The organism is Microbispora sp. NPDC004025, assembly GCF_053604425.1.
This window is the reverse complement of sequence record NZ_JBSGHN010000001.1, coordinates 365,086-377,587: the sequence shown is the minus strand read 5'-3', so window position 1 is coordinate 377,587 and position 12,502 is coordinate 365,086. Positions and strand designations below refer to the sequence as shown.

Annotated in this window: 19 protein-coding genes; 8 read left to right on the top strand and 11 right to left on the bottom strand. The window is 66.8% G+C overall.

Features of this window, described 5'->3' with window-relative positions; genetic code table 11:
• Positions 1-37: 37 nt before the first annotated feature.
• Positions 38-325, bottom strand: coding sequence for a hypothetical protein (locus ACWEQG_RS01790; protein ID WP_452280833.1), 288 nt, complete (start codon positions 323-325; stop codon positions 38-40).
• Positions 326-477: 152 nt separating this feature from the next.
• Positions 478-720, bottom strand: coding sequence for a hypothetical protein (locus tag ACWEQG_RS01785; RefSeq protein ID WP_452280831.1), 243 nt, complete (start codon positions 718-720; stop codon positions 478-480).
• Between the two features lie 68 nt (positions 721-788).
• Here ACWEQG_RS01785 and ACWEQG_RS01780 point away from each other — a divergent pair, with 68 nt between their 5' ends.
• Together ACWEQG_RS01780 and ACWEQG_RS01775 are read left to right on the top strand one after the other, a co-directional pair.
• On the top strand, positions 789-1,205 hold the full coding sequence (locus ACWEQG_RS01780; RefSeq protein WP_452280829.1) for a hypothetical protein: 417 nt from the start codon (positions 789-791) through the stop codon (positions 1,203-1,205).
• A gap of 14 nt (positions 1,206-1,219) precedes the next feature.
• On the top strand, positions 1,220-1,513 hold the full coding sequence (locus tag ACWEQG_RS01775) for a hypothetical protein (RefSeq protein WP_452280827.1): 294 nt from the start codon (positions 1,220-1,222) through the stop codon (positions 1,511-1,513).
• A 60-nt stretch (positions 1,514-1,573) separates the two neighbouring features.
• Here ACWEQG_RS01775 and ACWEQG_RS01770 read toward each other — a convergent pair whose 3' ends face one another.
• Positions 1,574-1,798: a hypothetical protein gene (locus ACWEQG_RS01770; protein WP_452280825.1), complete on the bottom strand. Its 225-nt coding sequence runs from the start codon at positions 1,796-1,798 to the stop codon at positions 1,574-1,576.
• Between the two features lie 100 nt (positions 1,799-1,898).
• Here ACWEQG_RS01770 and ACWEQG_RS01765 point away from each other — a divergent pair, with 100 nt between their 5' ends.
• Together ACWEQG_RS01765 and ACWEQG_RS01760 are read left to right on the top strand one after the other, a co-directional pair.
• Positions 1,899-2,627: a hypothetical protein gene (locus tag ACWEQG_RS01765; RefSeq protein WP_452280823.1), complete on the top strand. Its 729-nt coding sequence runs from the start codon at positions 1,899-1,901 to the stop codon at positions 2,625-2,627.
• Positions 2,628-2,631: 4 nt separating this feature from the next.
• Positions 2,632-3,177 (top strand): HNH endonuclease signature motif containing protein, encoded by a 546-nt coding sequence (locus ACWEQG_RS01760; RefSeq protein WP_452280821.1) that lies wholly within the window; start codon positions 2,632-2,634, stop codon positions 3,175-3,177.
• A gap of 726 nt (positions 3,178-3,903) precedes the next feature.
• On the opposite strand, the gene ACWEQG_RS01755 is transcribed toward ACWEQG_RS01760, so the two are convergent.
• The 6 genes from ACWEQG_RS01755 to ACWEQG_RS01730 form a co-directional block, all read right to left on the bottom strand.
• Positions 3,904-4,194, bottom strand: a complete 291-nt coding sequence (locus ACWEQG_RS01755; protein WP_452280819.1) for a hypothetical protein — start codon at positions 4,192-4,194, stop codon at positions 3,904-3,906.
• Positions 4,195-4,214: 20 nt separating this feature from the next.
• The gene (locus ACWEQG_RS01750; protein WP_452280817.1) at positions 4,215-4,703 is read right to left on the bottom strand and encodes a hypothetical protein; all 489 of its coding nucleotides are present in this window, start codon (positions 4,701-4,703) and stop codon (positions 4,215-4,217) included.
• A gap of 2 nt (positions 4,704-4,705) precedes the next feature.
• On the bottom strand, positions 4,706-4,957 hold the full coding sequence (locus tag ACWEQG_RS01745; protein WP_452280815.1) for a hypothetical protein: 252 nt from the start codon (positions 4,955-4,957) through the stop codon (positions 4,706-4,708).
• Between the two features lie 122 nt (positions 4,958-5,079).
• Positions 5,080-5,319: a hypothetical protein gene (locus ACWEQG_RS01740; RefSeq protein ID WP_452280813.1), complete on the bottom strand. Its 240-nt coding sequence runs from the start codon at positions 5,317-5,319 to the stop codon at positions 5,080-5,082.
• Between the two features lie 131 nt (positions 5,320-5,450).
• Positions 5,451-6,575 carry a DUF932 domain-containing protein gene (locus ACWEQG_RS01735; protein ID WP_452280811.1) on the bottom strand — a complete coding sequence of 375 codons (1,125 nt, stop codon included), beginning with the start codon at positions 6,573-6,575 and terminating at the stop codon, positions 5,451-5,453.
• 57 nt (positions 6,576-6,632) lie between these two features.
• Positions 6,633-7,163 (bottom strand): WYL domain-containing protein, encoded by a 531-nt coding sequence (locus tag ACWEQG_RS01730; protein WP_452280809.1) that lies wholly within the window; start codon positions 7,161-7,163, stop codon positions 6,633-6,635.
• A 237-nt stretch (positions 7,164-7,400) separates the two neighbouring features.
• Here ACWEQG_RS01730 and ACWEQG_RS01725 point away from each other — a divergent pair, with 237 nt between their 5' ends.
• Positions 7,401-7,778 (top strand): hypothetical protein, encoded by a 378-nt coding sequence (locus ACWEQG_RS01725; RefSeq protein ID WP_452280807.1) that lies wholly within the window; start codon positions 7,401-7,403, stop codon positions 7,776-7,778.
• Between the two features lie 154 nt (positions 7,779-7,932).
• Positions 7,933-8,232, top strand: a complete 300-nt coding sequence (locus ACWEQG_RS01720) for a hypothetical protein (RefSeq protein WP_452280805.1) — start codon at positions 7,933-7,935, stop codon at positions 8,230-8,232.
• Positions 8,233-8,340: 108 nt separating this feature from the next.
• Here ACWEQG_RS01720 and ACWEQG_RS01715 read toward each other — a convergent pair whose 3' ends face one another.
• A complete protein-coding gene (locus tag ACWEQG_RS01715; protein WP_452280803.1) occupies positions 8,341-9,018 on the bottom strand; it encodes a DUF4190 domain-containing protein in 678 nt (225 codons plus the stop codon).
• Between the two features lie 474 nt (positions 9,019-9,492).
• Between ACWEQG_RS01715 and ACWEQG_RS01710 the strand changes: the two genes are divergently transcribed.
• Both ACWEQG_RS01710 and ACWEQG_RS01705 read left to right on the top strand, forming a co-directional pair.
• The gene (locus ACWEQG_RS01710) at positions 9,493-9,828 is read left to right on the top strand and encodes a PadR family transcriptional regulator (RefSeq protein ID WP_452280801.1); all 336 of its coding nucleotides are present in this window, start codon (positions 9,493-9,495) and stop codon (positions 9,826-9,828) included.
• Complete coding sequence (locus ACWEQG_RS01705) at positions 9,825-10,487, top strand: hypothetical protein (RefSeq protein WP_452280799.1); 663 nt, start codon at positions 9,825-9,827, stop codon at positions 10,485-10,487. Before ACWEQG_RS01710 ends, ACWEQG_RS01705 begins: the two co-directional genes overlap by 4 nt.
• Positions 10,488-10,789: 302 nt before the next feature.
• Here ACWEQG_RS01705 and ACWEQG_RS01700 read toward each other — a convergent pair whose 3' ends face one another.
• Positions 10,790-12,205, bottom strand: coding sequence for a sugar transferase (locus tag ACWEQG_RS01700; protein WP_452280797.1), 1,416 nt, complete (start codon positions 12,203-12,205; stop codon positions 10,790-10,792).
• Between the last annotated feature and the right edge of the window lie 297 nt (positions 12,206-12,502).

Sequence of the window (12,502 nt, the reverse complement as noted above, 5' to 3'; positions counted from 1 at the left end):
GCCAGTCCAGCAGGAACTGGCAGAACCCGGTAGATCATCACCAGGCCCGGGAGGTGGGTGAGGCGGGGAGCATGGTCTTGGCCCCCTTTTCCTGGTTGCATTTACGGCCGCAGGTCGGGCAGCCGTTCACGCCGTGCGCCCGGCGCAGGTAGCGCTGGTCGCACGGATCGAGCCCCAGCTGTTCCAGGATCTTCAGCGCGGGCTCGTGGTCGGCGTCCGTGGTGCCGGCGTGACCGCACAGCCAGCACAGGTCCGGGGCTTCGGCGAAGAGCTGGGCGCGGGCGCGGCGCCACCGTCGGCCGGTGCGGCCTGGGCTCCGCGGCATCGCGCTCTCCTCGGGTTAGGGGTAGTCGCCGTTCGTGGCGGAGCATTCGCACTCGCACGGGCCCTTGTGGACGCGGACGCGGGTGCAGCGGTGCGAGTGGCCGTAGTGGTCGGGGCAGGCCGATCCCCATGTGCGGGGGCACAGCCGACCGGTCACCGGGCTTTCTTCGACCGGTCGATCACGATGTGCCAGATCAGCCAGACGCAGGCGGCGGTGAAGGCGAGGCCCCCGATGACGCCCCACCGGCGTGCTGGGTCGAGCCCGAGGGCCAGGCGCAGGTGCGCGGACAAGGTGTTGGCCATGTCGCCCGATGCCAGCGCGAGGCCCTCGATCACGGCGAACCCGCCGGCGGTGACGCCGCCCCAGATCAGCCACGCCTTCGTGTACGGCGACACGGCGCCTCCCCGTATCGGAGTGATTACGAAAGGCTTGGGATCATGGGGCGTGGTCATACGGTCACGACATGAGACCCATCGCGTTACTCGGTATCGCTGCCGTGTTGCTCGTCGGCGGGTGCGGCTCCGAGAGCCAGCCCTCGGCGCCGACCACGGCCAAGCCGACAGCGATCCCCTCGGCCGTCATGTCGAGCATCCAGGCGGACGCCGGGATCCCCCCGAAGCCGGACCCGAGGACTCAAGCCGCTTTCATCCAGGCCCTGGAAGCGATTGACCCGGACATCGTCCACGGCAAGGAGGACAAGGCTGTGGACCGGGCCCGCAACCAGTGCAGTTCGATCAAGGAGCACCCCGACGACCGCGACCGGCTGGTGCAGCTGACGAACATGCGCTTCACCTCGCCGGATCACCCGGATGGCTTCGGCAAGGCGAAGTCAGCGAAGATCCTGGCCGCTGTCCGGACGTACATCTGCCCGGCCTACTGAGCAGGCTCGAACAGGTGCACGATACTGGGCGGGTGCGGCGCTACAACGAACCCGCGAAGGTCGAGACCGATGAGCACGGACTCCCGGTCCGGATCCACGCCTGGGGCCGGATCTATCGGGTGGCCGAACCGGTCGAACCGCACTGGGAGGAACAGGCGCCGTGGTGGACAGGCGACGGCGCCGGGCTACCGATCGAGAAGCTCACGGTGCGGCACCACGTGGTGCGGGCGGTCGGCCCGGCCGGGTCCGGCGTGCTGAAGCTCGTCCAGGAGCGGGCGGGGTGGCGCGTGACCGGCGTCTGGGACTGACCCCCGATATGCGAAAACCCGGCATATCGGCCGGGTTTAGGGACACCTCTTCACTGCGAATTATGCGGCCCGAAATACACCAAGGTCAACACGAGCGCGCAGCACCACGGCGTGGGCGTGTTGCAGGACGGTGGGGTCGTACGTCGCGAGGGGCCGGCCGCGGCGCCCGGTGCGGCGTGAGCCGTACGGCGGGATGCTGAACAGCTCGATCATGGCTCGGATCTCCTCCGTGCTCATCTCCGGGTGCAGCAGCTGGGCCGCGTCATCGATCGTCCATCCGCTCACACCACCATCATTGCGGGAACTCCAGCGCGACCGACGGCCGTTGCATGATCAGCCCCGGCGGTTTGTTCGAATTGTCAGCCCCGTCCGATAGGTTCCGCGCATGCTCTTCATGGCGCCGACGCCGTCGCCCGTTCCCACAGTCACCGTCACGCAGACAGTGCCTATCTTCACCACTGCCCCCACGCCGGTGATCACCGTCGTTCCGCCGCCCGACGGCATCGACTTCTGGAAGGACATCGTCTGGGGCGACTTCGGCGGTGCGATCGTTGGCGCGGTCCTCGCGATCGCCGGTTCTGTTGCTGTGACGGTGTATTTGATCCGGAAGGAGCGGGAAGCCCGCGAGGCGGCGGATGAGCACGAGCGGCAGGTTCGGGAGGAGGCGGACCGGAAGGCGTTCGAGGCCCGGGTGGACGAGCGGCGCCGGGATAGAGCGGAGCGCCTCGCCCTCGCGTTCCGGCAACTGGCCTTCACGGTAACGAAAAGCAATATAGGCAGCGTTATGGCCAGTCTCGGCGAGGTGATGAATGCAGCAAGTCCGCTGGCGGCCATACCCGACGAGCGCTACGCGCCATTTCGTGAGTGGCTCAGTGAGCGCATGACCGAGTTGATCGGAACATGGGTCCCTGAGTATGAGGCCACGTTCGACATGAACGACCAGGACAAGGTTTCAGCATGGGTCGCCCTTGGAACTTGGGCGGGAGCCCTCGCCGAATTGACCGATAAATGGGCTGCGGACCCTGACGGGTGGGAACCCTCCAGCCGGGAAGAGATCGCCGCCGAGGTGGCCAAGCGGCGCGCCGCCCGCGCTTCCAAGACCTCGGTCAGGTGATCTCATGGCAGAGGGACGCCCGCGAATCCCGGCCGACATCGAGCGCGCCGTCTTCATGGAGGCCGGCCACCGATGTGCCATACCGACGTGCAAGCAGACCGAGGGCCTGCAGATAGAGCACATCGATGACTACGCCAAGGTCAAGAAGCATGAGTTCGACAATCTGATCTTGCTCTGCGCGAACTGCCATGCTCGGAAGCAGAACGGCACCGGCCCGCGGAAGCTCGACCGTAAGGCGCTCCGCCAGTACAAGGCGAACCTCGGATTGCTGAACAGTCGCTATGGCGACGTCGAGCGCCGCGTGCTCGTGTACTTCGCTATGCACCCAGAGGAGCGGCACATTGAGCTCCCGCCCAGTTCTCGCGTCCTCGTGATGTTCCTTCTGCGGGAGGGTTATTTAGAGGAGATCCCCTGGTATCCCCCGTTGCGCAACGGGCACTACTGGGGCGAGAGCCTCATCGTCGAGACACAGACCAACGACGTGTACGCCTTGACCGACGAGGGCGTCGCGTTCGTGCAGCGCTGGGTCGAAGCGCAGCCCCTCTTCTAACGGGACGATCAAGCGCAGCGTCGGCGCGCTGAACCGACCATTGGTGCCCGGCGACCCGTCGGTACCCGGGGATGGGGATGAGACATCTCCCACCGAGGGGGCGTCGCGATCTCCCCTGGTTAAGGATCGTCATCCCCCTTGTCTCTCCCAGGCCGCCGGACGCCGCCGGTGACGCGGCCGTGGCTTTACGGTGATCTGAGACGGCTCGCGCTGGAAGATGTCCCGGTCTCCTCGACACAACCCGTCCGTTGGCAAATCCGCCGGACGGTCCGGCGGAGAAGGGACATCCCATGGGGCGTCACCGTCGTAAGGAGAACGACCGAGATGTGAACCTGCGGGTTCGCACCCATCTCGCGGCGGCCAGGCTGATCTTGTGGATCATCTGGATTGCCGTCGATTCTCATCACACCTCGTAAGAGGTGGTCGGGCCTCCTACCGGTCAGGGCAGTCAACTCTGGGCAGGTAGGAGGCCCTTCCACGTTGTTATAACCCTAGCTTTGGAGCTGATGCGAACTGAAACACGTTCTATTTCTGGGGCAGACTCTTGCCCTTTCGAGTAGGAGCGCGATTACAGGTCGGGGGACATGCTCTTGCCCACTGGTAGAGATGCCCCCCACCGACTGTGACCTAAATCACTCGTGCCGCCTCGGCCCGATCACATCACACACTCCTCGGCCAGGACGAGCTGGGCGATCCGGGGCGAGCGTCTCGTCGGGGCGGGCGCGTTCATCGGACGGGTCTCCCCTCTCGTACGAGCAGCGTCAGCGGGCGCACTGGAAAGCCTTCCTCCAGCGAGCCCTCGGGTACCCACGCCTGCCCGTCGACCGTGCGGGTGGCACCGCTCACGTAGCCCCAGGGGTACCCCTGGCCAGCGTCCCTCTCGGAGGCGCGGGCGTACAGGTTGCCCCGGTTGTCGAGTACGACGTCGCCCGACTGCCACTCCTCCATGACCATCCGCGTGGCGGGCCGGTGAATGATCGCGACGGCGGTCGGCTCGATCCCCTCGGCGTCAGGCACGCTCGTCTCCCGTTTCCTTTTCAGGCTCCACGCTTGTCCACGGCTGACCGGAACTCACGCAGTGCGTCATTGAATGCGGTGCACGCCTTCTTGTATGTGGAGTCGCTCGTCGTGCCGGCATTCTCCACCAGCTGTCCGGCCGCGTCTGTGAGGCGGCGAGCCGCGTCAACCATGCGCTGCGATCTCCGCGATCGCCATTGCGTCACATCGCTGAGCGCTCGTGTCACCCGTTCGAGCCGTGGCAACAGGGCGAGGTTGTAGTCGGTCATCACCGCGCGAGCCGGACTGAACAGCGACCGATGGTTGATCCACGCGACCCGGAACGCCTGTACTGAGCTATGGAGCATCACGGCTGCAGTCAGCAGTTCCGAGACGGCCTGCTGCCGAGCCTTCTGGTCCGCTCCGCGTCCCTGCCGCCACTGCAAGACGCCGGTACCGATGAAGGTCACCGCCGAGCCCGCGACTGTTCCTCCCACGCCGATCATCGCGACCAGCAACTCCTGGGCCACGTCTATTGCCCCTCGCTTTTGCGGGGCCGGCCGCCGCCGACGCCTTGCCCGGGCCGGTCCTTGTCCCAGCGGATGATGCGCGCGGGCTTCCACACCGGTGTGCGGCCCATCATCTTGTCCTCCGCCGGCAGGCCGCCGGCTTCGCCCTTGGCGCCGCGGTGCCGGTAGGTGTGGACCGTGCGGAGTTGCACGCCGAGGTAGTCGGCGATGTCCTGCATGGTCCAGTAGTCAGCGTCGGGATCGGGGGCGGCCACCGCGGGCTCCTTGTCGCATCGGGTACGACAAGGATTATCGCGGGGCCGCCACCATGCCGGGAGGGTAACCCGCAGGATTCGCCGGCTGTCGAGCTCGACGAGCGCGGGGTGTGGAGCTGGGATCACGGCCGGGCCCCGAAGGTGGGCGGCGCGTGGTCGTCGGTCGGCTCGTCGTCGAGGCGGGCCGCCAGGTCCAGGTGCGCGCGGGCGCGGCCGAGGAGGTCGAGCACCGTACGGACGGCTTCCGCCTGGGCGGGGTTCGGGCCGGCGCCCGGGCGGCAGTCGGCGCGGAGTTCGTCGGCGGCGGCGCCGAGCAGGCGGTGCGCGCGGCGGCGTGTGGTGTCGAAGGTGGGCAGGGGCATGGCGGTCTCCGTCCGGATAGGCCTGGGGGCCGGAAGCGAGCCAGTGGGACGTGCCCGGGTCGCGTGTCCGGCCCCCAAGGGGTTCGGGGTGGGGCGGCGCGTCCTCCGAGCGGGCCGCCCCGGGGTGAAGGTCAGCGGCGGGCGAGCAGCATGAGCCGCTTGTGCGCCTTGGTCTTGATCTCGTCGTCGGCGCCCTCCAGGAGGGCGGTCGCGCGGGCGATCTCCTCGGTCATGGTCTTGCCGGGCCGCCGGGGCGCGATGTGGTCGAGGTAGGCGGTGACGGCGCGTTCGGCGGCGTAGGCGGTGCGGCCGAGCCGGTCCGCCTCGTTCTCGTACATCGCCATGACCTGCTCGCGGCGGGCGTCGGCCCGGTTGGTCGTCCGGAGCGGGGCGTCTTCGTCGACGGGCCACAGGTCGTCGATCAGGCGGCGCACGTCGTCGAGGACGACGGCGGTCTGCGCGAGCTGGGTCTCCTCCGTCGCCCACTCCTCGTAGTAGGCGACGGTCAGCCCGAGCGCGCGGCGGGCTTCGTGGATGCGGTCGAGCGCCCCGGCGGTGTGCCGCACGGACCATCGGGTGTAGGCGTCGTGGACGGCGAACCGTTCGGTGTTGGCGCACACCGGCCGCCACGGCGTGACGAGCGCCTGGGCCGGGGAGCTGGCGTCGTGGGAGTTGAGCATGACGACGAACGGGACGATCTCGTCGGCGATGCCCTCCGCGTCGATCGTGACCGACTCCGGCAGGCGCATGGACACGAACACCTTCCGGCCGCCGCGCAGCGCCCCGGCGGATTCCCAGATCATGTCGTGCTCGCCGACGAGGTCTTCGAGGAAGGTGAACAGGTCGCGGTTCTGGATCACTTCGTAGCGGGCGCCGACGACGCCGAGGGGGTCTCCGGTGTCGGTGCGGACGGTGACGTACTGGCCGTCGAACGTCCGCAGGCTGGGGGTGGCCTCGCCCTCCCCCATGAACGAGAACCGGACCTCGCGGCGGGCGACCTCGAAGTCGATCCCGCCCAGCGCGAGGACGCGGCCGATGTCGCTGGTGCCGCCGGGGACGACGTTGCCGAGGCCGTGCCATGCCGGGGTGGTGGTGTAGAGGGCGGCGGCCCCGAGGGTCATGTCGAGCCCGTCGCGGCCGACGACTTCGGCGCGGTCGTAGGCGACGTAGGAGCCGTCGTCGCGGCGGGTCCAACGGCCGGAGGCGACGGCGGCGCGCCGCTGGTCGTACAGCTGCTGGTTGACGTCGATCGTCATGATCGTGTCCTTTCGGGAGGGTGGGGCCGGGCGGCTGGTTCGCCGCCCGGCGCGGGTTCAGAGGACGGGGATCGGGGAGTCGGGGGTCCAGCGCATGCCGTCGTAGCCGTAGCCGACCGGGTCGACCTCGCGGATCTCGGCGCGGATGCGGGCGAGCGCGGCACGCTCCCGGATGGGCGTGTGGTCGAGGAGGAACACCCCGCCCGGCATGACGTTCAGGGCGTGGATGCGGTCGAGACGGAACGAGCGGGTCTCGCCGGAGCGGCGGTCCATCGCGCGGACGAGCTGCTCCCCCGTGCGGGTCTCGGTCAGCTCGTACGGCTCGATCGTGCGGGTGGTCCACTCGCCGTCCGCCGCCACGTAGGTGATCATGACGGGCAGTTCGGCGGCGATGGCGCGCTCCAGTTCGGCGCGCGGGTCGGGCTGGTCGACCGGGGTGATGCTGGCCGCGCGAACGTGGCGCAGGACGGCGTCGCCGTTGAGGACGTGCCGGGTGCCGTCGCAGCAGTGGCGGGCGACGGTGAAGGTCTGGCCGTGGAGCGCCTCGATGCTGCCGTGGTAGTGAACCAGGGTCCCGACCTCGATCATCGCGCCCTCCCGACAAAACTTAGTAATTGTGACTACTACTAAGTATCTGCGGCGCGACTACGAGAGTCAACGTGACTACTACAAGGTTTTAGGGAAGTAAGCGGGATGTAGCGCACCAGATAGGCGTAAGCGGGCGACACGGGCTCAATCCGAGGCGGCGACAGGCGACGACGCGGTACCGTGCCGCAAGCGCACGGGGTGAGTTGCGCCTTTGACCCGCATACGAGGGGATTCTGCGTGAGCGAACGCATCGAGATACCGGCCGAAGTGCTGGCCGTCTTCCGCAAGATCCGAGCCGTTGCCGACACGGCCGTCGACTTCCTCGAAGAGCTCCAATCACAACCGTCCATCCGGCCGGTGAGCGGAACGGCGTTCCTCGGGATCACGGGTACGGCCACCGTCCAGGTCATCCGGCCGACTGGGATCCCGTCCGAGGAACATGTCGCGGGCCCCGTGGTGACGGCGGCCATGCCGCCCATGCCGACCGTCCCCGAGGTGAAGATGGCCCGAGTGTGGCTCGACGCCTGGAAGCCCGCCGTCGCAGCGGCCTCGGCCGTCGGTGTGCTCGAAAGCCTTCTGCAGTTCGCCGAGCGCCTGCTCGGCATTCACCCGTAGGCCGGCGCCGGACGCAGCCGTACGGTCAAGTAGGTCCCATCTTGGTGGGCCTGGACCGGCGGGTTGCCCGCGGCCATGGCCGCCCCGCCAGCCCCCGAACCCGCTCGGGTTGTCGGGGGCGGCAGCTATGGTCCCAAACGTGAATAACCCAAACATGCCCGACCTGACCCGACTTCAGCAGCTCTTGCAGGAGTCCAAGGCCCTTGCGGCGACCGGGCGCGCCGCCCTGCACGACCCCGAAGGAGCCCAGATCCGCCAGGAGGCTCAGGACGCGCTGGAGCGCGCGCTGCGGGCTGGTCGCCCCGACATCGCCTGGGAAGCCGGACGGATTCTGGAGAACCTACTGGAGAAAGAGGCGGAGGTCCGGCGCACTCTTGCGCAGCAGAGCGCAGCCGACCAGAACGCTGAGACCGTTATCCGCGAGGTCCGTAAGGAGTTCGGCGACAAGGGTTGAGCGTCGCCCCCGCCCAATCACAGCGGCGGGGGCTCCGTGATCGGGGTTCAGTTCAGCGCGTCGCGCTCGTCCAGCAGATTACCCGCGATCGGATAAGGACGTCGGGCGCTACTGGCCCAGCCCGTCCACCTGGACGCGGCACACGCCGTAGGGACCCTTGGCGGTCGCCTCGCGGACGGTCTTCCCGTCCACCTTGATGCGGCACGTCACGTTGCCCTTGTCGTCGGCGTTCTGCACCCACAGCGAAATCGTCCGTGTGTCGTCGTCAGCCGTGACGGTCTTCGTGTACGGCAGCGGCACGCCGGCCTCCTGCTTGAGGTCAAAGCCGAGGTTGTAGGTGACGTTGTTCGCCGAGGTGGCGCCGCCGTTTCCCTCGGCTTCGAAGACCACCTCGTGGTCGCCGGCCGCGGGCTTCCCGTCGGTGGTCTCGTTGACGGTGAGCCTGCTGCGACCGGGGGTCGGGTCTCCCGCCGCGCCGGAACCGATCCCGCCGATGCCCGCGATCGCACCGGCGAACACGAGGATCCAGTAGATGATCCACAGGCCGGTGAGGATCCAGCCGAGGACCAGGCCGCCGATGGCCATGCCGCGGCCGTCGGTGTGGTCGCGGCGGATCTGGCTGAGCGCGACGTGGCCGAAGACGACGGCGAGGATGCTGGTGAAGCCGCAGGTGACGAACCCGGTGAGGCCCAGGACGAGGCTCGCGACCGCCAGGCCGTTGGTCTTGCGCGGCGGCGGGGCTGCAGGGTAGCCGTACGGGGGTGGCTGCGGGATTTGGTAAGCCATCGTGCGCTCCGGGGGGCGTAGCTGCATCGGTCCAAAAGCCGATGATCCACCCGCTGGGGATCGGGTCCGGTGGTAGAGATCGAATTGTTAGCCCTACCGCCGCTCGCCTGTCCCCTCACAGGTGCGGCAGACCGGCTCCATCGTCGCCTCCATGGCACCAACGTCGTCGAGCCGCGCGGCCAGCGGCATGGGGTGCACCGACGCGATGCCCGCTCTTCCTCGCTCAGGCTGTCCCACTCCACCAGCTCGCGCACGCCAAACGAACCCGGGTGGCCCTCCCCCGGTCGCTGGCGTCCAGGGCGAGAGATCGAATCGTTAAGCCAGCGGTGCCCACGGCGGAGGCCGGCCGTACGGTCGGAGCACGGAGACGCTCCTCGGCCCCGATGGGTTCCGCGTCCGGGTCGTCGAGCTGACGGGACCTACAGGATGTGGCGGATTTGTAAAATCTACATAGGGGTATGTAGGATCTTCGGCATGGCCGAACACGTCAGCGTCACACCCAAGATGGCGCAGATCCTGAAGGTCTTCCTGGAGGACATCGACCAGCCCCGCTACGGCTTCGAGCTCATGCAGCTCACCGGCCAGCCCAGCGGGACCACCTACCCGATCCTCGCCACGCTGGAGCGCGCTGGCTGGATCAAGAGCAGCCCGGAAGACATCGACCCGAAGGAGGCCGGCCGCCGAGCCCGGCGCATCTACACTCTCACGCCGGACGGCGCCATCATGGCGGCCACCCGGCTGGAGGCACTCAGCGAGGCCTTCCGCCCGCCGGCGGCGGCTCGGCTTCGGACGCAAGGCGGTACCGCGTGAACGACTTCCTCGTCGAGGCCGCCCTCTACTTCCTCGGCGGGATCGCCGCCATCATCGCCGCCATCGTCACGGTGGTGTGCACGACATGCAGCGATCTGATCAAGGAGGAGGCGGCCACCAGGCTGGAGCGCTTCCCCACGTGGCTCCTTGAGCGCGCCGCCCGCGGATTGCCGGAGGACTGCCGCCAGCAGATCTTCGAGGACGAGTGGTTGCCGGAACTGCAGCACATCAGCCGTGGATCCGCGGGGCTCCCCTTGACGCGGCTCTACCACTCAGTTCGGTTCGCACTTCGTCTGATGGGCGGCCCTGCGAGAGCGATCGGCAAGGCGATCAGCTCTCTGCGGAGCAGAGAGCAACGTGTTCCAAGGACCTTCCCTCTCACGGCAGAAGAGCTGACCGCGGAACTCATCATGCTCGCCAAAACAGCCTCATCCGACCACCCCCTTTGGGAGTACGTGGAGCGGCTGCCGGATGGAAGGCGCGCGCTTAACATCGCCAAGCTGCGGCACTCGCGTAACGCCCTCATGCATGGGAGGTTCTCCAACTCTGAGGTCCCGGCGTGGTTCCGCGACGCAGGCATGCGCGTAGCTGTGGAAGCCCTGCTCTGGACCGACGAGGACGAGCGCGCCCCCCTGCCTCGCCTCCGCACGCTCGAGTAACCGGCCCGGCCCTTGGCCCTCCTGCGGCTCGGTATATGCAACACGGAGCCCTCGCCATCAGCGGGGGCTCCGGTCCGGGGTCAGTTCAGCGCGTGCGCGATCGTCGAGGAGGTCGGTCGTGATCCGGACGAGCATCTCGACCTGTTCAGCGTGTCGAGCACGGAGCGTCCCGCCGCATCGCACTAGTCACCTCCAACGCCACAATCAATCCGCGACGATCAGCCAGCGAAGCGTCATCGCGACGATTGCACTTCCAGCCGCCTCGAATTACAGACCCTGTTAATGGGGCATGGCGCGATCAGTCACGATCCCAACGCGGCGATTATACTTTTCCAGAGAATCTGCAGGTCCAGAGTCAGGGACCAATTCTGCAGATAGCGCTCGTCAAGGCGACGCATGTCCTCCCAGCTGAGGTCGGATATTCCACTCACTCGCCAAAGTCCAACCATACCCGGCTTCACCCTCAAACGCTGACGCATGTCAGGGCCATGCATATCGACCTCCACAGGGAGCGGAGGCCGCGGTCCTACGAGCGACATCTCCCCCCGCAGTACGTTGATCAGTAGCGGCAGCTCATCCAACGAGTATCTGCGGAGAAAGGCGCCCACTCGGGTGATGCGTGGATCGGGCCTGATCTGGAAAAGCATCCCAGAACTCTCCACATCATCCAGGAGAACATTCTTTAGCTGGTCCGCATCCACCACCATCGTTCGGAATTTCAGGGCTTGGAACTCGCGGCCGCCCTTCCCGATCCTCGTTTGCCTATGGAGTGCTGGACCCAGGCTCGTAGCGCGGATTATGAGAGCAATTGCGATCATAGGCAAGCTCAGGGTAACGAGAGCCACCGCGGCGACGATACGATCAAATACCGCCTTGACCCACCAACTGGCACTCCGCGACTCCTGAACTTCGACCTGAAGTAGTGGCATGCCCGCGACCGATCGAACGCTGAGTCTGCGCTTAGCTATGTCGATCACGGTGGGTGCGATGAGCAGGTCGACATGCCGTGCCTGCAGATCCTCGACCAACCGTCGAAGCGCTGTACCGTCGAGCGCCGGAGAGGCCAGGACTACGACTGCGTCAGCATCGACCAGGGCGGCTGCCTCTCCGAGGTCCCTCAATGTTCCTAAAGTGGGAAGGTCGTGCACATTGATGTCACTCTCCGCATCAACCAGGCACACCCCCACTACTTGCATGCCGTGGTTGGGCTGACGCCGAAATTGAGTAACCAGATCGCTTACCTGCGCTCGATACCCAGCTACCACCAGGCGGCGGGTGCCCTCGCCCTTCGCCTGTCTATTCCTCAACCGCCGCATGCTATGGCGCGAAAGAACGGTCAACGCAAAGGTGAGTGACAGCAGCGTGAGGGCATGGCTGCGAGCGATATACAGCCCGAAAAGATAAGCTGCTATTGACGCAGCCGCCAATAAAATAGCGGCAGCCTTGAATATGCTGTGGAACTCTTCTGATCCTTCGCCGTATACCCGTTCCCGATAGGCGCCCATCAGAGCCAGTGTCGCTGGCCATAATGCAACGAGGGCGATACTAACCAGTATCTCGGCTGTAGACACAGGGAAGATGGCGAGTAGCCCGAATACGAGAATAACAATTCCTCCTGCTGCTAGCACGCAAGCCACATCGCCCAGGAAAAGTTGCCAGACAGGTAAGGGCGATGGACTGACGGGGCCGGCCCTGCGGGAGGAGTCGCCCGTTCCCATGTGCAAACGATCAGCCTGAGCAACAACAACCCGCCCTGGCCCGAGCCCGGTGGCGCTCTCGGCACCCGTCGCCGCTCGGCGGGCACGCGTACGTGGCTGCTCAACGTATTGGAAGGTCTCCTCGTGAACGGATCTACTACTAACAATGGTTTCAGTGCCTTGCTCGGCATCCGCGAGGTGCCCGTCCCAGCGGGCCAGGGCTAGCAGGACACGTCCTGCGAAGGTTTTCGGGTTCCTGGCGACTGGGGGCGCAGCCTCGGGCGTCTGTATCTTGGGGTAGCTGTCGTCCCAGCGCGC